Source organism: Streptococcus sp. CCH8-C6 (assembly GCF_001557225.1).
In the GTDB taxonomy this organism is placed as follows: Bacteria; Bacillota; Bacilli; order Lactobacillales; family Streptococcaceae; genus Streptococcus; species Streptococcus sanguinis_C.
Genome location: NZ_LSJN01000018.1, coordinates 239,453 through 259,884, shown reverse-complemented (window position 1 = coordinate 259,884; position 20,432 = coordinate 239,453). Strand labels below are relative to the sequence as shown.

18 protein-coding genes and 2 pseudogenes are annotated in these 20,432 nt (G+C 41.0%); 5 read left to right on the top strand and 15 right to left on the bottom strand.

What is annotated here, in order from left to right:
- Window positions 1-8 precede the first annotated feature (8 nt).
- The 8 genes and pseudogenes from AX677_RS08940 to AX677_RS02120 form a co-directional block, all read right to left on the bottom strand.
- Window positions 9-420, bottom strand: a pseudogene (locus AX677_RS08940) (hypothetical protein); the annotation flags it as partial.
- Between the two features lie 24 nt (window positions 421-444).
- The gene (locus AX677_RS02150) at window positions 445-1,569 is read right to left on the bottom strand and encodes a DUF6574 domain-containing protein (protein ID WP_060976012.1); all 1,125 of its coding nucleotides are present in this window, start codon (window positions 1,567-1,569) and stop codon (window positions 445-447) included.
- Window positions 1,570-1,667: 98 nt separating this feature from the next.
- Window positions 1,668-1,982: a rhodanese-like domain-containing protein gene (locus AX677_RS02145; RefSeq protein ID WP_082730193.1), complete on the bottom strand. Its 315-nt coding sequence runs from the start codon at window positions 1,980-1,982 to the stop codon at window positions 1,668-1,670.
- Window positions 1,975-2,937: a zinc-binding alcohol dehydrogenase family protein gene (locus tag AX677_RS02140; protein WP_060976010.1), complete on the bottom strand. Its 963-nt coding sequence runs from the start codon at window positions 2,935-2,937 to the stop codon at window positions 1,975-1,977. The genes AX677_RS02145 and AX677_RS02140 overlap by 8 nt, the downstream gene beginning before the upstream one ends.
- Window positions 2,938-3,212: 275 nt before the next feature.
- Window positions 3,213-3,701 carry a prolyl-tRNA synthetase associated domain-containing protein gene (locus tag AX677_RS02135; protein WP_060976009.1) on the bottom strand — a complete coding sequence of 163 codons (489 nt, stop codon included), beginning with the start codon at window positions 3,699-3,701 and terminating at the stop codon, window positions 3,213-3,215.
- Between the two features lie 11 nt (window positions 3,702-3,712).
- Entirely contained in the window at window positions 3,713-4,297 is a 585-nt protein-coding gene (locus tag AX677_RS02130) for a uracil-DNA glycosylase family protein (protein ID WP_060976008.1), read from the bottom strand.
- Between the two features lie 53 nt (window positions 4,298-4,350).
- On the bottom strand, window positions 4,351-5,757 hold the full coding sequence (gene pepV, locus AX677_RS02125) for a dipeptidase PepV (RefSeq protein WP_060976007.1): 1,407 nt from the start codon (window positions 5,755-5,757) through the stop codon (window positions 4,351-4,353).
- Between the two features lie 69 nt (window positions 5,758-5,826).
- Window positions 5,827-6,432, bottom strand: a complete 606-nt coding sequence (locus AX677_RS02120) for a nitroreductase family protein (RefSeq protein ID WP_060976006.1) — start codon at window positions 6,430-6,432, stop codon at window positions 5,827-5,829.
- Window positions 6,433-6,603: 171 nt separating this feature from the next.
- On the opposite strand from AX677_RS02120, the gene AX677_RS02115 reads away from it, so the two are divergent.
- A complete protein-coding gene (locus AX677_RS02115) occupies window positions 6,604-7,404 on the top strand; it encodes an amino acid ABC transporter substrate-binding protein (protein ID WP_060976005.1) in 801 nt (266 codons plus the stop codon).
- Between the two features lie 95 nt (window positions 7,405-7,499).
- Here the strand turns inward: AX677_RS02115 and AX677_RS09595 are convergent.
- Together AX677_RS09595 and uvrC are read right to left on the bottom strand one after the other, a co-directional pair.
- A pseudogene (locus AX677_RS09595) lies at window positions 7,500-7,990 on the bottom strand (DUF4274 domain-containing protein).
- Window positions 7,991-8,077: 87 nt separating this feature from the next.
- The gene (uvrC, locus tag AX677_RS02105) at window positions 8,078-9,913 is read right to left on the bottom strand and encodes an excinuclease ABC subunit UvrC (protein ID WP_060976004.1); all 1,836 of its coding nucleotides are present in this window, start codon (window positions 9,911-9,913) and stop codon (window positions 8,078-8,080) included.
- Window positions 9,914-10,277: 364 nt separating this feature from the next.
- Here uvrC and AX677_RS02100 point away from each other — a divergent pair, with 364 nt between their 5' ends.
- The 3 genes from AX677_RS02100 to AX677_RS02090 all read left to right on the top strand — a co-directional run bounded on the left by AX677_RS02100 (window position 10,278) and on the right by AX677_RS02090 (window position 13,810).
- Window positions 10,278-11,534 carry an extracellular solute-binding protein gene (locus AX677_RS02100; RefSeq protein ID WP_002895331.1) on the top strand — a complete coding sequence of 419 codons (1,257 nt, stop codon included), beginning with the start codon at window positions 10,278-10,280 and terminating at the stop codon, window positions 11,532-11,534.
- Window positions 11,535-11,615: 81 nt separating this feature from the next.
- The gene (locus AX677_RS02095; protein ID WP_060976003.1) at window positions 11,616-12,974 is read left to right on the top strand and encodes a carbohydrate ABC transporter permease; all 1,359 of its coding nucleotides are present in this window, start codon (window positions 11,616-11,618) and stop codon (window positions 12,972-12,974) included.
- Window positions 12,974-13,810, top strand: a complete 837-nt coding sequence (locus AX677_RS02090; protein ID WP_002895328.1) for a sugar ABC transporter permease — start codon at window positions 12,974-12,976, stop codon at window positions 13,808-13,810. Before AX677_RS02095 ends, AX677_RS02090 begins: the two co-directional genes overlap by 1 nt.
- A gap of 163 nt (window positions 13,811-13,973) precedes the next feature.
- On the opposite strand, the gene AX677_RS02085 is transcribed toward AX677_RS02090, so the two are convergent.
- From AX677_RS02085 to rimM, 3 genes are all read right to left on the bottom strand, one after another.
- Window positions 13,974-16,475, bottom strand: coding sequence for a CAP domain-containing protein (locus AX677_RS02085; protein ID WP_060976002.1), 2,502 nt, complete (start codon window positions 16,473-16,475; stop codon window positions 13,974-13,976).
- Between the two features lie 209 nt (window positions 16,476-16,684).
- The gene (gene trmD / locus AX677_RS02080; RefSeq protein ID WP_002933534.1) at window positions 16,685-17,407 is read right to left on the bottom strand and encodes a tRNA (guanosine(37)-N1)-methyltransferase TrmD; all 723 of its coding nucleotides are present in this window, start codon (window positions 17,405-17,407) and stop codon (window positions 16,685-16,687) included.
- The gene (gene rimM / locus AX677_RS02075) at window positions 17,397-17,915 is read right to left on the bottom strand and encodes a ribosome maturation factor RimM (protein WP_060976001.1); all 519 of its coding nucleotides are present in this window, start codon (window positions 17,913-17,915) and stop codon (window positions 17,397-17,399) included. The genes trmD and rimM overlap by 11 nt, the downstream gene beginning before the upstream one ends.
- 198 nt (window positions 17,916-18,113) lie before the next feature.
- On the opposite strand from rimM, the gene AX677_RS02070 reads away from it, so the two are divergent.
- Complete coding sequence (locus AX677_RS02070; protein WP_060976000.1) at window positions 18,114-18,572, top strand: hypothetical protein; 459 nt, start codon at window positions 18,114-18,116, stop codon at window positions 18,570-18,572.
- A 110-nt stretch (window positions 18,573-18,682) separates the two neighbouring features.
- Here AX677_RS02070 and AX677_RS02065 read toward each other — a convergent pair whose 3' ends face one another.
- Entirely contained in the window at window positions 18,683-19,468 is a 786-nt protein-coding gene (locus tag AX677_RS02065) for an alpha/beta fold hydrolase (protein WP_060975999.1), read from the bottom strand.
- A gap of 162 nt (window positions 19,469-19,630) precedes the next feature.
- Complete coding sequence (locus tag AX677_RS02060; RefSeq protein WP_060975998.1) at window positions 19,631-20,422, bottom strand: alpha/beta fold hydrolase; 792 nt, start codon at window positions 20,420-20,422, stop codon at window positions 19,631-19,633.
- Window positions 20,423-20,432 lie beyond the last annotated feature (10 nt).

Sequence of the window (20,432 nt, the reverse complement as noted above, 5' to 3'; positions counted from 1 at the left end):
GCATAATATTAACTTTCCGAGACCTCAAGATTATAGATTACAAAAGAATCACCACTAGACTTCAAGTAATAAGTCTTATTTTTGCGATTTAAACTATTTGGGGTGCTATCAGTATAGTGGACTGTATAGTCCTCATGAGAAGTAACGGTGTAAGAACCATTTTCTTCTTTGATTTCACGAACTTCTAATTTTCCTGGCTCATAATAATCAAATTTTGCTTTTTTAACACCGCCACTTGTCGTCCATTCAACCATATCCTTATATACAGCACTACACGTATCATAGTATTGAGAATAATCATTAGTACGACTTGAAACTGAACTAAAAAACGGCTCTACGATATTCCGTTAGGAAAGAAGAAATTTTTGCTTTTTGAGCTTCTCCCTTTTTTGCTTCTTCATTCTTCTCTTTTATTTTGGTACCATCTATCCTTCTCCTTTGAAACTACATCATCATAATGCTTGTCAAGAGAGAAAAGGCAATAAATGAGAAGAAGAATGTGACAATACCATTTACAACAATAGCCAATAAGTATTTATAGAAAGGATCCATGGACGTAGTTGTTTTTGAATAAATCAAAGCAAAGGTTGCTCCAACCCCAATAATCAAAACACCAATCCATGTCAAAAAGAGAGACAATGAAACAATGCCAAGAAGACTTAACAAAGCCGACACAGCAACAAAAGGCAATACAATAGCATAAAGGCGACCGTACCAATCAAAGGCTTTATTAAAACTAAAACTTTCATCCTTGTAAACCCAGCGCTTCACAACAAATCCACCTAAAATAATAGAGAAGAGGATTAGAGCAGCTGCAATCAGTGAGACAAAGAAAATTTTAAAATCAAAGATTGGTGCGCCAAAATAACCAAAAGTTACCATTCTAAAAACGTTGAAAATATTTGAATTAAGTACTATTGCCGAGAACAAGACTGTCAACCCCAAGGAAAGATAACCATTTATCTTACTACTTTCAACTTCAGATGTTGGCGATTTCCACGCTGAGATAAGCCAAGCCCAGAAACCTTTCATTGTTTTAGAAAACTCGTTAGGCTGAATAGGTTGTTGCTGACTGTAATGCCCCTGATGTCCTTGTTGAGGCATTTGAGCGTTGAATTGCCCCTGCGGATTATTTTGATAAGCTTGTTGATTAAAATCAGCCTGACCAGAATTCTGCTGTTGACCAGTAAAGGGGTTGGTTTGAACTCCACCAGATTGTTGATAAGGATAATCTGGTTGAGCAAACGGTTGCGTCTGATTTGCAAATTGATTTGGATTTGATTGTTGCTGTGGTACCTCTTGATACTGCTGAGAAGACTGTTGAGCAAAAGGTTGTTGGAAATTTTGTTGCTGAACAAAAGGTTGTTGTGGAGGTTCGCTTCCTTGAAGTTCTTGTTGAGGCTGATTAAATGTTGATGAAGATTGAGTTCCCTCATTAATCACTTGATCTACATTTGCTTGTTCGGCTTCGAGAAATTCTCCAGATAGCATTGCCTGAGCAATTTCTTCCTCAGTTGCTGAACGACCATTTACAGCTTCAAAATATTCAAGCCAATCTTGTTTTGACATAGATTTTCTCCTATCTATAAATTATTATACCAGTATAGTATACAAAAAAAATACTGAAAATTCAATCTATTCCGGCATTTGCTCTTCTTAATCGCTTGTCATATCGTCAATTTAGCAGGAAAAGCTTCGACTCCTCCTTCAACATTGGTTACTTGGTAACCCTTAGCTTCCAAAAATTCGCAGGCGCGCGCTGAACGGCCTCCCTTTTGGCAGATGATATGGTAGGAGATTTGTTTATCTAATTTTCTATAATTTTCAGGCAAGGTGCTGAGAGGCAGATTCTGAGCCCCAGAGATATGTCCAGCAGTAAATTCATCCACCTCGCGAACGTCAATCAACTGCAGTTCTTCTGCCTGTAATTTGTCATATAAATCTTTCGCACTAATTTTTTGCATCATTTTTCTCCTATTCATTCATAATCACGATTTTTCCAAAACCTGCCGTCCCTTCGATAAATGCATGAGCTTTGGGCACTTGCTCTAGGGAAAAGACACGCCTTGGTGTAACATTGACTTGGTAGCGGTCAATGTAATCAAATAATTCATCCATCAGGTCTTGGCTCACATGAGCTGAGTGGAAACTTGTCAGAAAACTGTTGTTTTTAATTTCCTCAATTGGGTTGAAACCATTCAGCTCCCACTGGCCACCCAAGAGTCCAGTCACACAGATAATCCCGCCCTCTGCGATATGGTCAAAAGAATCCTTGACAGTTGCCGGACCGACTAACTCCAGGATTTTGTCAAACTTCTCCTCTGTTTCCAGTCGACCATCCTGGTCTATGATGATATCGTCGTAGGCTTGGTGTTTGAGCAGAAATTGTTTAGAACCGCTATTGACCGATCCGACGATATGTGTGTCTGGAAACTGTGCCTTGACCAGACGAGCAAAGGCCAAACCGACACCGCTAGTGGCAGCCCGAACCAAAATCTTGTCATTGGGCTCAATGCGCAGATTTTTCATAGAACCTAGGGCAGTATAATAGGTCTCTGGCACTGCAGCCAGCTCTGTCCAGGTCAGGTTGGTCTCGACTGTATAAATTTGATCGTTAGGTAGAAGGACATACTCGGCATAAGAGCCGTCAAAAGCTCGCCCCATTTCTCCCATGATGGAAACCACTTTCTGGCCAATCTCTAAATCTTCTCGAGTCGTCTCGGCCACTTGGCCAACGCACTCAATGCCTAAAATCCGAGGAAAGGTGACACTAGGCGATAAACCCTCACGAGTAAAAATCTCCGAGTGGTTAATCCCAAACCCTCTGACCTTGACTAGGGTCCAGCCTTCTTGAAGTTCTGGAATCGGTCTTTCTTCCAGCAGAAGCTTTTCTGGCCCACCCGCTTCGTAAATGACTATAGCTTTCATCGTTTCCATAGAATCACCTCGCTTTCTACAAAGTTTAGCATTCTAAGCTTAGACTTATCAAAAAGACAGTCAGATACTCTTGCAAGATCTAATAGTTCTTTGAAAAAATCATCAGCCGACTGTTGGAGAATCTCCTGAGGGGAAGCACGTTGCTGGATATGTCCTTCATCCAAAATCAAGATAGAGGTACAAAGACGCTAGCAAACGAGTGATAGCAATCCGCTAGGTTTAATCACCCGAAAGAGCAGCTGGATAGTACTACTCTATCTCAGCAAAACAGTTAGTTAAAGCTCCAGCACTTGGTAAGAGTAGCCCAAATCTTGCAAGAATTTAAACAAATCTCTTGTAGAGACAAAGATAGTCTTTTCATTGGTATTAGGATGGAAAGTCATGATATCCTCTGATACGATGTCCTTATCAAAATAAACTTGAATGTCCTTCTCCTCATTGTTAAGCAGGCCAAAAGGCGATACCGTTCCTGGTGGCAACTGCATTTTTTCATAGAGGGAATCCGCTGAAGCCATACGAATTCGGTTGGCTGAAACCAGCTCTTTAAACAAATCCATATCCAAAATCTTCTTGTCATCCATAATCAGCAAATAATACTGAGTTTTCTTTTTGTTGGTCAAAAACATGGACTTAGTTCGAACGCCTTCCATGCCTTCAATATAGCTATCTGCCTGCTCTGTCGTAAATGCAGGTGGGTGCTCCACCACATCAAAGGTAATCCCCAACTCTTGTAGCTTATTAGCTACTTGTTGATAAGCATCCATAGTTTTTTCCTTTATTGATGAATAATCTTTTGTACCAATGCTTGTAAGTCTGGAACCACTTCTGCCTCAAACCAAGGATTTTTAGCCATCCAGATTTGGTTGCGGGGCGATGGGTGTACCAAAGGGAAAAAGTCAGGCAGGTAGTCTTGATAATGCTGAACCGTCTCAGTCAGCTTGATATTTCCTGTTTGATGAAGATAGTATTTCTGTGCATACTGACCAATCAAAATAGTCAGCTCAATATCTGGCAAAAGCTCTAAAATCGGCTGATGCCATTTATCCGCAAAGTCCTTACGAGGCGGTAAATCACCAGATTTTCCATGTCCTGGAAAATAAAAATCCATGGGCAAAACTGCAAAGTAGCCAGAATTATAAAACATCTCTTCATCAACACTCAGCCATTCTCTCAACCGGTCACCACTCTTATCTTTCCAGTAAAGCCCTGCCTCTTGAGTTTTCAGCCCCGGCGCCTGACCAACAATGTTAATTCGAGCATTCTTTGGTGCCGCAAAAAGCGGCTTGATCCCTTGCTCCGTAAATTCTTTATTTTCTGGGTCGGCCATGATGGCCTTAGTAATATCTTCTAAAGTATGCATAGCAACTCCTTGCAAAGAAACTCATTTGGCAAGACCAAACGAGTTCTTCTTTTTTATTTGATTAATTCGTAGATAGCTTCCGCGTAAATGGCCGCAGCACGGAAAAGGTCTTCTACATCTGTAAATTCATTGGCTTGGTGCATAGTGTTGACATAGCCTGGGAACATAGCCCCAAAAGCCACACCGCGCTTCAAAAGACGGCCAAAGGTTCCACCACCAATGACTTGCTCATGTCCTTTGAGACCTGTTTGTTTTTCATAAACATTCAAAAGAGTTGCTACCAACTCATCATCTGCTGGAACATAGTGTGGAGTGTGTCCGTGTTCAGACAGACTCACTGACACAACACCAGTAACTTTTTCAAGACCGGCCTGAATTGTTTTCGGATCAGTACCTTGAGGGTAACGGATGTTCAGAGCGATAGTATTGTCAGCCTTAGCACTGTCAAAATGGAAGACACCAGCATTCATGCTAAGAGCACCCATTTTAGCATCTGTATAAGCAATTCCTAACTTCTCACCAGCAAAGTCCTCGTGCAGAACTTGAGCCGCAACTTCCAGATAAGCCTTGGCGTCACCACCAAAGTCAAATTGGTTGAGGAAGAGAGCCAGATAGGTTGCTCCGTTGATACCATCCTCCGGTGTAGAACCATGAGCTGATTTCCCAATGACTGTCACTTCAAGAGCGTCGCCACTTGCTTTCAGACTAGCTGAAACCTTGTGCGTAGCAGCAAAGTCTTGTAATTTGACATCCAATTCCGCTGCATCAACTGCTGCTGTAAAAATAGCTGTCGCTGATTCTGGCACCATATTCTCGCGAAGTCCGCCAGTGAAGCTCTTGAGTTTAAAGCTACCATCATTACTGTTACCAAAGTGGAGATATTCTGTGATATTCCCTTTTTCACCGTTAATGATTGGGAACTCAGCATCTGGTGAGAAACCAAAGTCTGGCTCAGGTAGACCAACATGTTTGAAATAATAATCCATGTCTTGCCAACCGGATTCCTCGTCTGTCCCAACCACAAAACGCACGCGCTTAGATACTGGCAAGCCCAAGTCTTTGATGATTTTCAAACCGTAGTAACAAGCCATGGTTGGCCCTTTATCATCAGACGAACCACGCGCATAAAGCTTACCATCAATAATTTCAGGTTTGTAAGGATCTGTATTCCAGCCACTCCCGGCAGGGACTACATCCATGTGGGCAAAAATCCCAAGTTCTTCCGTACCCTCACCAAAAGTAAAGTGACCAGCATAATTGTCCACATTCTTGGTTTCATAACCATCGCGTTCAGCAATTTCTAAAAACTTATGCAGAGCTTGAACAGGTCCAGGTCCAAAAGGATGCTCCTTGTCTGCCTTGGAATCGTCCCGTTCTGAGTTGATTTCCAAAAGACTGAACAGGTCAGCTAAGAGATCTTCTCTTCGTTTTTCAACTTCTGCTTTAAAATCAATTGTCATTATTTTACCCCAATCTCTAATTCGATTTAAATCAATGCACATACGAATTAAATCAAAAACATAACTATATCAACGTTTCTCAATGATTTCATCAACCGGCAAACGATAACTAGGTTCTAGTTTTTCATTAGTATAACCAACCGTAATTAAGAGTTCCGGACGAAAACGCTCATCAATTTCCAAAACCTCATTAACCTTAGATTTATCGAAACCTAAGATAATGTTAGATCCGATACCTTGGTCAGTCAGAGCCAGAACAAGATTCATAGCCACCAGACCAGCATTAAGAGCTAAATAATCACTCTTTTGCTGTTCACTATAGCGAGCAAACTCAGCAGGCAGATTCTGCATGTAAAATTGAAGCTGCTCATCAGAGAAATTCTTAACTCCAGCCACACGCGCAATCTTGCGAGCCCGCTTGGTTAAATCAGTATCAGTAAAGAGTGCAATGGTCACTGTAGCTTCTTTAATCTGATCTTGGTTAGAGCCAAAAGCAATTTCTGCTAAGTCTTGATTGCGCTCTCGTACTACTACAAATTTCCATGGCTGGCTATTGTGGGCACTAGGTGCCAAAGTCGCAATTTCAATCGCTGTACGGACATCCTTTGGATCCACAGGTTTATCATTGAAATGCTTGGTTGCGTGACGCTTTTTATTGAGTTCTAGAAATTTCATAAGTCGCATCCTTTTCTAAATATACTAGCTTCATTTTATCATATTTTGTAAGAGTTTGCAGAAGTTTTTCATTATTAAGGTTTCTTATCGCAGCTATAAAAAATATATATTGGATAATCAAGATAGTTTCTGATAAGCTATAAAATAATACCAATTTGAATGGAGTAAAACATGAGAAAAATCGTCCTGTTACTAATCATCCTTCCACTGTTAGCCGCCTGCAGTCACCAGAGCACACCTCAAAAAAATTCGTCCCCAAAAACAATTACTGTTGCAACAGCTGGCGATGTCCCACCATTCGCCTATGAGGAAAACGGCAACCTGACTGGCTACGATATTGAAGTACTTAAAGCAATTGATGAGAAGCTCAGTGATTACGAAATTCACTTTCAAAGAATTGCTTGGGAAAGTATCTTCCCAGGACTTGATTCCGGTCACTATCAAGCTGCAGCCAATAACTTGAGTTACACAAAAGAGAGAGCAGATAAATACCTCTACTCACTCCCCATCTCAAAAAATCCTTTAGTACTCGTTAGTAATAAGAAGAATCCTTTAACTTCTCTTGAGCAAATAGCTGGTAAAACAACTCAAGAGGATATCGGAACTTCGAATGCCCAATTCATCAACAATTGGAATCAAAAACACACTGATAATCCAGCCTCTATCCAATACTCAGGGGAAGATATCGGACAACGTATCTTTGATCTTTCCAACGGTGACTTTGATTTCCTAATCTTTGACAAAGTTTCCGTTCAAAAAATTATTAAAGAACGTGGCTTGGATCTATCTGTTGTTGATCTTCCTTCCACTGACAGTCCTAGCAACTATATTATATTTTCTAGCGAAGAAAAAGCATTCAAGGAACAATTTGATAATGCATTAAAAGAACTCTATCAAGACGGAAGCCTTGAAAAACTCAGCAATACCTACCTTGGTGGTTCCTACCTACCAGATTCCTCTGAGTTGAAATAATAAAAGGATTGGCGCTCGCCAATCCTTTTATTATGGCTTTAGGACATAACACGAAAACCATCCACAATGTCTGTATGGTTATTCTAATTATTTAATTAAATTACTATATTCAAATCTTTCCCCAAAATTCCATCAATGAAAGTTGGATTTAATGCGGGTTTTAATTTTTTAAGTTTGAATTTTTGAATTCCTATTATTTCGGGTTGAAAAGAGATATTCCCATTCGGAAATCTCCTTCTGATAATTTTATCATAGACATCTTTTACAAATTCTTCCCACTCCTTAATTCTTCCCACTCCTTAGATGAAGAATTTACAAAGGCTGCTTCTGCATCTAATAAATACCTGATGCCAGCTGCTTGATAAGAGGATAATAAAACAATTGAAAGAGTACACTTAGAATGTTCAATAACTGCTTGGGGTACTTCAAAACCATTATCCCAGTTAAAATTATCAAGTAAAACAAACAGTTCATCTTCGGTTTGAAGACTCTTAATATACGATACAGCCTTAGCATTGCTTTCAGCATACAAAATATCAGATATTTCTTGCAACTGGTGATTATCCATTTCCAAAGACAACTCCATTATAATAGTTATAATTTTCCCAATTTTTGCAAAGCTTTCATTTAAGTTTATTTTATAAGACTCTCTAAAATCCGATAAACTAATCTTTCAATCTATGTCTACAACTGGCTCCGCCACCTCTCGCAACTGTGCTTGTTCCTGCTCCTGAGTTTTCGGCTTTAACTTCTCCTGCACTGCTTCTGCCACTGCTCGTGGTACGCCGACTTCGACGATTTGGTCAACACTGGCTTCTTTAATCTTGGTTAGAGATTTAAAGTGTTTCATGAGATTTTGCTTGCGTTTTGGTCCCAAGCCTTCAATGCCATCTAGCTGAGATGAGAAGGAATTCCTAGACCGAAGCTGGCGGTGGAAGGTAATGGCGAAGCGGTGGACTTCATCTTGAATGCGTTGAAGCAGGAAAAATTCCTGCGAATTCCGGGATAATTCTACAACCTGCAAAGGGTCACCAAAGAGCAATTCATGAGTCTGGTGCTTGTCATTTTTTTGCAGTCCAGCGATGGGAATATCCAATCCCAACTGCTCCTGAATAACTTCTTTAGCGACATTGACCTGGCCCTGTCCACCGTCAATGACAATCAGATCAGGCGGAGTCAGTCCATCTCGAATCACCCGACTATAGCGCCGCTTGATGACCTCACGCATACTTGCGTAGTCATCAGGTCCTACGACAGTCTTGATCTTATATTTGCGATAATCCTTCTTGCTGGGTTTACCATTGACAAAGACTACCATAGCTGATACAGGACTGGTCCCCATGATATTGGAGTTATCAAAAGACTCAATACGAACAGGCGTTGGAATGTTAAGGAGCTGCCCTAGATTCTCAATTGCACCTTGGGTCTTTTCAATAGATTTCTCCAAGAGGTCAAATTTCTGCTGGAGACTAACTCGGGCGTTTTTGATAGCCAGATTGACCAGCTGTTTCTTTTCGCCTCGCTGGGGCTTAAGCACCTTGGTATCCACCAGGACTCGGACAGCTTCTTCGTCAATATCTGCTGGAATCAAAATTTCATTAGGCTTGAGGTGGGATTTTTCCTGATAGAACTGGCCGATATAGGTCAGAAAATCTTCGTCCGGATCATTGTAATAAGGAAAAAGATTGACATCGCGCTCAATTAGCTTGCCCTGGCGGACAAAGAAGACCTGTACGCACATCCATCCCTTATCCACATAGTAGCCAAAGACATCGCGATTCTGCAAATCCTTGGCCATGACCCGCTGCTTGGTTCGCAGCGTACCAATGGACTGAATCAAGTCGCGGTACTCTGCTGCCTTTTCAAACTCCATAGCTTGCGCTGCGCCAGACATTTTCCCCCGCAAATCCTCAATAATCTGGTCATCCTGGCCCTTGAGAAAGGCTGCTACCTCTTGAGCCAAGTCCTTGAAATACTGGCTGTCTACCTGGCAAATAGTGTGGGCCTTGCACTGCCCTAGATGGTAGTAAAAGCAGACCTTTTCAGGTGGATTGGTACACTTACGAAAAGGAAAGAGGCGATCTAAGAGACGTTTAATTTCATTGGCCGCACCAACATCAGGATAGGGACCAAAATAAAGCCCACTGTCCTTTTTGACTTGGCGCGTGATAATCAGGCGCGGATAGGTTTCGTTGGTAATCTTGATAAATGGATAGGACTTATCGTCCTTGAGCATGATATTGTACTTAGGCTTGTTTTCCTTGATTAGATTAATCTCCAGAAGCAAAGCCTCAATGTTAGACTCGGTGACAATAAACTCAAAATCCTCAATCTCGGAAACCAGGGCCTCAGTCTTGGTGTCATGACTGCCACGGAAATAAGAACGAACCCGATTACGAAGATTCTTGGCTTTTCCGACATAGATAATGGTACCGTTTTTGTCTTTGTGAATGTAACAGCCGGGACTGGTCGGCAACAGTTCCAGCTTTGATTGGATTAGCTTATTCATAGGTCTATTATAGCAGAAAAGGGAAGCATTCAACAGGAAGACGTTAGAATGTTAGAAAATCAAAAGTTTTATTCCTTTCTTTGGTAATACTGAACTATAACTTGTCTTCATATCTTCTTGCAAGTACCAAAAATCTATTTCAAAAGAAACATGATTTTCTTCATAAAAAAGCGTTTTCTAAGTAAAAATCAAGCAAGCGATTGCACAGCCATTTTAATAGGCTTTGATTAAATAAACAGTAATAAAATAGAAAAATTTTAGAAAAATTAATATATTTTTAAAAAATTTTCAAAAAAAGACTTGACAAAAATTGCAAACGGTTGCATAATAGAATTGTAAATAAAAATTCCGGGAGGAAATAGGAATGAAAACATGGAAAAAAGTGGTATTAGGCAGTGTCAGCTTGCTGGCTGCAGGAACGCTGTTAGCAGCTTGTAGCTCGAATAGCAGCAAGGAGAGCTCTTCTTCTAAAGCCGATAGCAAGACCTTGAAACTTTGGGTACCAACCGGTGCTAAAGATTCTTACTCTGATACAGTTAGCAAGTTCGAGAAAGAATCAGGCTACAAGGTTGACGTAGTCGAAATGGAAGATCCAAACGCTCAGGAAAATCTGACAAAAGATGCTAGTACTGCTGCCGATGTTTTCTCTCTGCCACATGACCAACTTGGTAAATTAGTTGAAGCCGGAGCTATCCAAGAAGTTCCTTCTAATATGGCAGAAGAAATCAAGAAGAACGATACAGAACAAGCAGCTATTGGTGCTCAGTACAAAGGTAAAACTTATGCTTTCCCATTCGGTATCGAGTCACAAGTAACCTACTATAACAAGTCAAAACTTTCTGCTGACGATGTTAAGTCTTATGAAACCATCACTTCTAAAGCTAAATTCGGCGGAAACTTGAAAGAAGTTAATGCCTACGCCACTGCTCCACTCTTCCTTTCTGTTGGCGACACTCTCTTTGGTAAAGATGGTGAGCAAGTAGACGGAACAAACTGGGGTAACGAAGCTGGTGTGAACGTTCTGAAGTTCATCGCAGCTCAAAAGAATAACAGCGGTTTTGTAAACGTAGATGCTTCTAACCTTCTTGCTAAATTTGAAGATGGTTCAGTTGACGCTTTCCAATCTGGTCCATGGGACTACGCAGCAGCTGAAAAAGCTGTCGGTAAAGATAACCTTGGTATCTCTGTTTATCCAACTGTTAATATCGGTGGACAAGACGTTCAACAAAAAGCCTTCCTCGGTGTAAAACTTTACGCAGTTAACCAAACACCTTCAAACGGCGACACTGACCGTATCGCAGCAAGCTACAAACTGGCTCAAGCTCTTACTAGCAAAGAAAGCCAAGAAAACCAATTCAAGTTTGAAGGACGTCACATCATCCCTGCTAACAAAGAAGTACAAGAGTCTGAAGATGTTAAGAAAGATGCCTTGGCACAAGCTGTTATCACAATGGGATCTTCTGATACCTACACAACAGTTATGCCTAAACTTAGCCAAATGTCTGTCTTCTGGACTGAAAGTGCTGCAATCCTCAGCGATGCTTACAATGGTAAATTTGGTGAAGATCAATACCTCGCAAAATTACAACAGTTTGATAAAGATTTAGCAGCAGCTAAATAATCCTCAAACGAATAAAAATAAGCATTGAAGTGAGGAGGGCAGCCTCCTCACTTCTTTCTTTGTAAATATAAGGAGAATACTATGACTCAGTCATCCTATGACAATGCATCCATGGTTCAGGTCTTTAAAGAGGGAACCTGGGATGTCAAACTCTCTTTTTTGGTAATGGGACTGAGCAACCTTGTAAACAAACAATTTATCAAGGGGCTGCTCTTCCTCTTCTCAGAAATTGCTTTCCTAATTGCTTTTGCAGTCCAAATCCTACCAGCTATTGGCGGCATGATTACATTGGGGACTCTAGAGCAGGGAGAGGCTATCAAAAAAGTTAACGGCTTGGAAATCACTGTTCAAGTAGCGGGTGACAACTCTATGCTGATGCTGATTTTTGGACTTGCTTCTCTTATCTTCTGTGCAGTCTTCGCCTACATCTACTGGTGTAATCTGAAAAGTGCTCGTCACTTGATGGCTCTCAAGCAGTCCGGTCAGAAGATTCCTAACTTCGTTGAAGACTTCAAGACGCTTGCTGACGGCCGCTTTCACATGGGCCTAATGAGCATCCCTCTTATCGGAGTACTGCTCTTTACCATCTTGCCTCTGATCTATATGATCTGTTTGGCCTTTACTAACTTTGACCATAAGCATCCTGCTCCTAAGTCACTCTTTGACTGGGTTGGCTTCTCTAGCTTCGGTGATGTTTTCTCAGGTCGCATGGCTAGCACCTTCTTCCCACTTTTAGGCTGGACCTTGATTTGGGCAGTTGCTGCGACTGCTACTACTTTCTTCTTCGGTATCGTTTTAGCTCTCTTGCTCAATACCAAAGGCCTCAAGTACAAGAAAGTTTGGCGAACACTCTTCGTTATCACTATTGCTGTACCGCAATTCGTATCCCTGCTCTTGATGCGTAATTTCCTGAATGACAATGGGCCTTTGAATGGACTATTGCAAAGCCTCCATCTCATCCAGAATCCAATTCCATTTCTGAGTGATCCTGTTTGGGCTAAGTTCTCAATCATCCTGGTTAATATGTGGATTGGTATTCCATTTACCATGCTGGTAGCGACTGGGATTATCATGAACCTACCTAGCGAGCAAATCGAGGCTGCTGAAATTGATGGAGCTAGCAAGCTTCAAATCTTCAAGAGCATTACTTTCCCTCAAATTCTCTTGATAATGGCGCCATCACTTATCCAGCAGTTTATCGGGAACATCAACAACTTCAACGTTATCTACTTCCTGACAGGCGGTGGACCTACTAACTCTTCTTACTATCAGGCAGGCTCAACTGACCTCTTGGTTACCTGGCTCTATAAACTGACCGTTTCAGCCAAGGATTACAATCTGGCATCTGTTATTGGTATCCTGATCTTTGCAATCTCTGCAGCCTTCAGTCTCTTAGCCTATACTAGATCCGCATCATTCAAGGAAGGAACTGCTAAATAATGAAAAATAGAAAAAAACTCAGTTTATTAGGGATTTATGTCTTACTGGCTGTTTTAGCATTCATCTGGCTTACACCAATTATCTGGATTTTTCTGACTAGCTTCCGTGGTGAAGGCTCTAATGCAGTCCCTTACTTCTTCCCTAAAACCTATACACTTGACAACTATATCAGACTGTTTAATAACAACACATATCCTTTTGTTCAGTGGTTTATGAATACACTGATTGTTGCGACAGCAACCTGTATCCTGTCTACTTTGATTACTGTGGGTATGGCTTACTCACTAAGCCGTATCAAATTCAAGCATAAAAACCGTTTCCTCAAGTTGGCTCTGGTTCTTAATATGTTCCCAGGCTTCATGTCTATGATTGCGGTTTACTACATTTTAAAAGCACTTAATTTGACACAAACCCTGACTTCACTGATTCTAGTATATTCAGCTGGAGCAGCTCTAGGCTTCTATATTGCTAAAGGTTTCTTTGATACAATCCCATATTCTTTAGACGAATCCGCTATGATCGACGGAGCGACTCGCTTCCAAATCTTCCGGACTATTACATTACCGCTGTCAAAACCGATTATCGTTTATACAGCGCTTATGGCTTTCATGGGACCTTGGGTTGACTTCATCTTTGCCTCTGTCATCCTAGGCGATGTCAAGGAAAAATATACAGTGGCTTTAGGACTTTTCCAAATGCTTAATAAAGACGCCATCAATAAATGGTTCTTGCCTTTCACATCTGGAGCGATTATCATCGCTATCCCAATCACTCTTCTCTTCATCTTCATGCAGAAATACTACGTAGAAGGTGTTACAGGCGGAGCGGTCAAATAGACTCTAATATGTATATCAAAAACTTCCGACAATTTAAATCGGAAGTTTTTATCTTTCTTAGAAAATGTGGAACTTAACTCCTCATCCCTTTCATATGAGATTGCTTATTAGCTTGGACAAAAAAATGAGTCTGGAAATTATTCCAGTCTCATTTTGTATTTCATTAATTATAATCTTCGTCTCTGCGACGGCGCTTGTTCGTTCCCAAAAAGGCTGCTGCACCAAGTGCCATACCAAAAATTGCAAGACGTTCTGCTTCTGAACCAGTATTTGGCAGAATAGCAGGTACGGTTGGAGCCTTATCGGCAGTTGTAGCCACACTAGCTAACTGAGCTGCAGGATTTACAACAAAATCAGCAATTAATCCTTCACCTGCCGCTTGAACAGCACCTGTAGTTGCTCCTTTGACTTCACGAGTGTTCGCATGAACTTCTGCAGTCTTAGGATCTGAATCTTTCTTAGATTCATCCTCTGCACCTGGACCAGTAGCTCCGGCTTTTACAGCTGTTAGAGTCTGTTTATCTTCACCTAAACGATAGTTTGTATCTAAAGCATTCGTATAAATCGAATCAGACAGAATCAAAGAATTTAGAAGGGATTCATATGTCTCTTGAAGATTATTGTATGCCTCTTCAAGCCCCTTAAGAATTGACTGTTCTTGATTTAGAATTGCTTGTTTAGCCTCAAAATTGACTTGCGCAGCTGCAAGTTCTTGCTCTGCTTCAGCAAGTAAATGTGGAGCGTTTTGAAGGTCAATAACTTTCTTTTTAGCTGCTGCAAATGTCTTTTGAGCAGACAGCAAGTCCTCTTGAGCAATTATCAAATTAGCTTTTGCAGCTTCTTGAGCTGACTGAAGCTCTGCCAACTTATCCTTAGCTGCCGCTAGAGCCGCCTGAGCATTGCTCAAGTTAGTTTGGTAAGGAGCCAAACTTGCTGCAATCTTATCTGTTGCTCTGTCAAGAGCTTCTTGCTTGAGAGCAACATTCTGCTTGGTCAAAGCTAGATTATTTTCAGCAGTTGCTACCTTCTGACGAGCTGCTTCAACTGCTGAAATTTGAGTTGCCGCTACCTTTTGAGCATCAACTAATTGAGCATTTAGGATATTGATAGCTGATTCCTGACCAACTTTTTGAGCCTTGAGTTCAGCTAACTGATTCTTAAGTGCTGTAACATTTGCGTTAGAACCTGCAGAACGACCGCCACCAGCACGCAACAACTGCTCCATAGCAGCAACAGTCAGCAAAGTACCATTATTAACACGTTGGTCAAAGTTGCTAATATGATGGAAACCAACTTCGGATGTACCATGAGGAGTGCCCCATTGATTTGGATGTTTATCATAAGCTGCTGAGATAGCATTCGCTTTATTGTCCATCATCTGAACATAGTGACCAATCTGAGCAAATACACCAGCCCCAACTCTCATATAGATAGCATTAGCATCAATCTGAGTTTCATCAGTAGGCAGTCCATATTGCGCTGCAATCTGTTGATAGAGTGCTTTTTCACTGTGCCAGAAATTGACAGCTCCTTGTGGGTCAAAGCTAATCGCTACATTTTCGTTACCAATCAGCTTGCCCATGTGCCAGTTATTACGCTCAAAGTAGATAGTCTGAATCTGGCTAGCCACATTCGCATACGGATCAACCAACAGCTCTTGTAAGCCGGCATTACGACGGTAAGCATTAATCGCCTTAACCAACTCCAAAGCTTGAAGATTATTTTCTAGACTAGCTGGACTGGTTGGATCAGAATTAACTGAGATACCAAATTCATTTTGTCCACTTTGGTAAACTGCAAGAGCATTGTTAGCAGCATCACGAATTTCTTGATTAGCCGCATTGTTACGAACATTTTCTAAAAATTGGGAATAAGTCGTATTGCGAAGGTCAACAGGAGCTGTTGCTGCTGCTTTCTCTGTAGCCGGAATTTGCGCTTCAAGAGAGCTGATAGCTTGATTGGTTTGGCTCAAAGATACCTTTGCCTGATTGATTTTATTCTGGATTTCAGCCTGCACTTGTGGAGCAGAAGACGCTGCTTGTTCCGCCTTTGTCAACTCTGTCTTTGCATTGTCTAAAGCGGTCTGTGCTTGACTTTGCTGGCTCTTAGCAGTTGCTACAGCTTGCTCCTCTGAGTTAAGTGGTGTTTTAGCTTGTTTCAACTCAGTCTCTGCAACATCTACCAGAGATTGGCTTGCTTTAATAATATTCTCTTGATTTTTTACCGACTGCTCTGCCTGTTCCGCTTCAGCAGTTGTTTCTTTAAGAATAGCTTCTTTAGAAACAACTTCTTCTTCAGCTGTTTTTACATTGGCTTCAGCTTTAGAAATATTTTCTTCTGTCGCTTCTGCCTGATTTTCTTTTGCTTCTTCAACTGTAGCTTCCGCTTCCTTTACGCTAGATTCTGCAGCTTCTGCTTCACTTTTAGCAGTATCAACTACTGACTTTTGTTCTTCAAGTTTCGTCTTAGCAATCTCAGCATTTTCTTGTGCTATAGCCACATCAGCTGCCGTCACTGGCTTTTCAGTCACCTCAGTCGCTTTAAGAGCTGTTGTAGTTGATTCAATCAACTCATCAGCATGCACTTGATGGGTCAGTCCACCAGAAATAATAGTTGTAGCCGCAATACCGGTTGCTACAACAGATTTGCCAATTTTCTTTTCCATAATTTCATTCTCCTCCTTGGTAATCTCACATACATTTATTTAAATGATGCACTTTGCCTCATGGTAATATACTAACACAAAAGAGTAGTATTAACTAGTGTAAAAAAGTATCTTTTTGATAGAATTTTTATTACAAAATTGTGACAGATACAAAAACAATCACATAAAGCTAAAACTCCTAGATAGCTTCTAAGAGTTAACCTTGTTTGTCAGTCCGATTGAGCTTGTCGAATTTCTTCTAACATTGCTTCTTCTTCGGTCGTCATTTCATAGTGTTCCAGCAAATCAGGTCGTCTTAGATAGGTCTTTTTCAGACTTTCATAGAGACGCCATTTGCGGATATTTTCATGATGGCCACTCATGAGGACTTCCGGAACGACCATCCCCCGATATTCATAGGGCCGAGTGTACTGAGGATACTCCAAGAGCCCAGACGAAAAACTGTCATCTGTATGACTGGCTTCCTTGCCGATAACCTCTGGAATCAGGCGAACTGTGGCATCAATCATAGTCATAGCTGCTAATTCTCCCCCAGTAAGGACATAGTCCCCAAGCGAGATCTCATCTGTCACTAAAGTCTTGATCCGCTCATCATAGCCTTCGTAATGGCCACAGATGAAAATGAGTTCTTCTTCCTTAGCCAACTCCTCAGCATAGGCTTGGTCAAAAGTCCGACCAGCAGGATCTAGCAAAATCACGCGCGGTTGCTTCTTTTCAATGGCATCATAGGCATCAAAAATAGGTTGAGCCCGTAGCAGCATACCCTGACCTCCGCCGTATGGCTCGTCATCTACATGCCGGGATTTTTCAGCCTTTTCTCGGAAATTGTGGTAATTGATTTCTAAGAGGCCTTTTTCCCGAGCTTTACCGACGATAGAGTGCTCCAATGGCGCAAACATCTCCGGAAAGAGAGTCAAAATATCAATTTTCATCGTCCAGTCCTTCCGGTATCTCTACATCAACCCGACCTTGCTCAATGTCAATCCCCAGCATAACTGGCGGAATGTATGGTAAAAGTAAATCACGCTTGCCTTTGCGTTTGACAACCCAGACATCATTGGCTCCTGGCTGCAGAATTTCCTTAATCCTACCAAGAAGAAGGTCATTTTCATAGACTTCAAGACCGATGATTTCATGGTAGTAAAATTCACCATCTTCCAAGTCCGTCAAATCTTCCTCTCGGACCTTCAGAGTGAAATCACGAAATTTTTCAATGTCATTGATGTGGTACATCCCCTTGAACTTGATAATATCAAAGTTTTTGACCTTGCGATGACTGGCAATCTCTACATCCATAACAAACCGATCTTTCTTGTCAAACAGGGCAAGGGTATTACCTTTTTTAAAACGCTCTTCTGCAAAATCCGTCACTGACAAAACCCGCATCTCACCTTGTAAACCTTGCGTATTGACGATTTTTCCAACATTAAAATAATTCATCTCGACTCCAACATATTATACTCTGCCTAGTATTTTATCATGATATAGGGGAATGTACAAGGGAGATAAGAGGGAATTCCCTTGCCTATATTTATTTGATTAAAATTGCTGTTTAACGTATAATTATACATATAGAGCTTTAACACTATAAACACCCGAGTGTGTTTACGCAAAACTAGAAAGAAGTTGGTGACGACTATGGGAAAAAAGTTAAGTAAACTCCTGCTCTCTACTGCTATTCTAGCCACAACAGCCGCCAGTCTAACTGCTTTGACACAGGTCAAAAAAGGCCAAGCGATGGAAAATGAAACGAGGGAAACTAGAAATCTCTCAGCCCTTGATGAAAAAATTGCTCAAATTGACAATCTAACCATCAAGGCTTTTCTAGAATATTATGCTAGTCAGAACATGACCTCCGCATCGTCTCTTCCAATGATAGATGATCTCGAGTCCAATACTCGCATCATAGTTATTGATACTGATGATGCGGATAAAAGTTTGCCACCAGCCATCGGAACATCTGTGGACGGATCCGAAGGGCCTGTAGGTGGAACTGTTGATGCTGATGGCAAATACATTGAGTTTGATACCAGTGACCATAGCAAATCCGCAACCGTTCAGGAAATCCGAGATGCTATTGCTGAGATACTAGGATAGAACTCTCATAAATACGTACTAAATAGCTGAGATAAAAATCTCAGCTATTTTGCATGTATATTTACTCCTGCTTTCAGTATACAAAATAAAACTTGCATACAACTTACCCATCACACTTCTAAAAGAAGCTCAGCTATCTTTTCTGACTCACTCCAATGTAAATAATGATGGTTACCTCCTAAAATAATCTGAGTTTTTTGTGAAGCAAATTCGGAATCTTTATATTCTTGTTCTCGATAGGCCTGACTCAGTATAAAAATCGGGAATTGAAAAGAGATATCTAAGTTTTGAAAATCGCTTTTTGCGATACTGCAATAATGTTGAAATCCTTCTTGTAAAGATTTTAATCTATCCGAACTCCTTTCTGCCTTCTCCCATAGGATTTTAAAATCAGCTACGGAAAAACTTTCTTGTCCTATTTTTTTCAGATATTCATATCCTCCACCGAGCGTCTGAACTTTCTCCTGTAAGGCTAAAAATTCGGGATAAGGATTCTGAGCTAATTCGCCATATAGAACAGAATAAGTGGTCGGCTCAATCAAGATTAGTCCCTGACAAAACGGCTCTGACTCAGCAACTTTAACTGCTACAAGACCACTAATACTGTGCGCGCAAACAGCATACTGGATGACTTTAAAATGCGATAAAACCTCTATAATAGATTGGACCAAATCGTCCAAAACAAAATTTTCTTGATTTTCCAGTGGGCTTTGGCCAGCATTAGGGTAATCTATTGTTAAATAGCCCCAATTTTTAGGTAACTTCCGAATAACTGGCAAAAAATTTTCATAGGTCGGCAGACTCCCTGCACCGCTTAAAAATACAGCAATCTTTTCCGCAGGTCGATAAGATACAAATAGCTGTCCTATTTTCGTTTTGATTATTTTTTCTTTCATAATGTTTCCAATCAATTCTTAAAAATATTATCTGGGCACACACTGCTATCTGAGAGATAGCTATTTTACTAGTGGAATAAGGACACCCCAATACCAAAAATTTTTTATATTCAATAAAGCTCCGTGTTACAAGAGGCAGTTGCTAGTATTACCTTAAAAGCGTTAAGACCTCTCTTCGAAAACCTGTTTAGCAAATTGCTCCACCAAAGCATTAAACTTGGCTGGTTGGCATAGATTCGACGGATCAAACGAATCAGCAATGACAAGATCCTGAGCAAGCCTCAGATGTTCCTTGGTTGTTTTCATCATTTGGACTAATTTCCCTGAAAAATCTCCCGCCAGCAAAAGTGTAGGAATCTTGCACTTATCCAAGGCAGCACGATAATCAATGGCTTCAATTGCCCTGCGCTGCAAAACAGACTCCTCAGGTCGTATCCGGTCGAATAAATCAGCAAAATAGGAGCGAGCTAAAGGCCAGTGTTTATAAATTGGCAAGGTTGATAGCTTCATAAACCATGAGTATTTCACCAAAGGAGCCGTAAGTTGAGCCAGAGAGTTCATCATTGGTGACAAATCCGTCGTACAAAAAGTATCGCACAAGATAGCTCCCTTAAAGATTTGCGGATTTTGAGTCATGAGGTGCATGGTTAAAATACCACCATAGGAAGTACCTCCGATAACGGCTTGGCTGATACCTTCTTTTTCCAAAATCGCCAGCACATCTGCAGCCTGTATATCTAGAACCTGATCCACCTGACAATTCAGCTGGCTTGATTCCCCATTTCCTCGTAAATCAGGCGCAATAACCTGATAGCGATCCTTAAAAAAATCTATCTGAGGCTGAAACATGCCCGAGTCAGCACTCAGACCATGCAGGAGCACAAGCGTTTCTTTGTGACCTCGCCCTTCTATCCGATAGGATACCCTACCATCAGTTCTTTCGATATGATCCATCCTATTACCT

Bases quoted from the DNA above. Each gene is read 5' to 3' on its own strand.
- AX677_RS02150 (WP_060976012.1), bottom strand. From the start codon at position 1,569: ATGTCAAAACAAGATTGGCTTGAATATTTTGAAGCTGTAAATGGTCGT.
- AX677_RS02145 (WP_082730193.1), bottom strand. From the start codon at position 1,982: ATGAATAGGAGAAAAATGATGCAAAAAATTAGTGCGAAAGATTTATAT.
- AX677_RS02140 (WP_060976010.1), bottom strand. From the start codon at position 2,937: ATGGAAACGATGAAAGCTATAGTCATTTACGAAGCGGGTGGGCCAGAA.
- AX677_RS02135 (WP_060976009.1), bottom strand. From the start codon at position 3,701: ATGGATGCTTATCAACAAGTAGCTAATAAGCTACAAGAGTTGGGGATT.
- AX677_RS02130 (WP_060976008.1), bottom strand. From the start codon at position 4,297: ATGCATACTTTAGAAGATATTACTAAGGCCATCATGGCCGACCCAGAA.
- pepV (WP_060976007.1), bottom strand. From the start codon at position 5,757: ATGACAATTGATTTTAAAGCAGAAGTTGAAAAACGAAGAGAAGATCTC.
- AX677_RS02120 (WP_060976006.1), bottom strand. From the start codon at position 6,432: ATGAAATTTCTAGAACTCAATAAAAAGCGTCACGCAACCAAGCATTTC.
- AX677_RS02115 (WP_060976005.1), top strand. From the start codon at position 6,604: ATGAGAAAAATCGTCCTGTTACTAATCATCCTTCCACTGTTAGCCGCC.
- uvrC (WP_060976004.1), bottom strand. From the start codon at position 9,913: ATGAATAAGCTAATCCAATCAAAGCTGGAACTGTTGCCGACCAGTCCC.
- AX677_RS02100 (WP_002895331.1), top strand. From the start codon at position 10,278: ATGAAAACATGGAAAAAAGTGGTATTAGGCAGTGTCAGCTTGCTGGCT.
- AX677_RS02095 (WP_060976003.1), top strand. From the start codon at position 11,616: ATGACTCAGTCATCCTATGACAATGCATCCATGGTTCAGGTCTTTAAA.
- AX677_RS02090 (WP_002895328.1), top strand. From the start codon at position 12,974: ATGAAAAATAGAAAAAAACTCAGTTTATTAGGGATTTATGTCTTACTG.
- AX677_RS02085 (WP_060976002.1), bottom strand. From the start codon at position 16,475: ATGGAAAAGAAAATTGGCAAATCTGTTGTAGCAACCGGTATTGCGGCT.
- trmD (WP_002933534.1), bottom strand. From the start codon at position 17,407: ATGAAAATTGATATTTTGACTCTCTTTCCGGAGATGTTTGCGCCATTG.
- rimM (WP_060976001.1), bottom strand. From the start codon at position 17,915: ATGAATTATTTTAATGTTGGAAAAATCGTCAATACGCAAGGTTTACAA.
- AX677_RS02070 (WP_060976000.1), top strand. From the start codon at position 18,114: ATGGGAAAAAAGTTAAGTAAACTCCTGCTCTCTACTGCTATTCTAGCC.
- AX677_RS02065 (WP_060975999.1), bottom strand. From the start codon at position 19,468: ATGAAAGAAAAAATAATCAAAACGAAAATAGGACAGCTATTTGTATCT.
- AX677_RS02060 (WP_060975998.1), bottom strand. From the start codon at position 20,422: ATGGATCATATCGAAAGAACTGATGGTAGGGTATCCTATCGGATAGAA.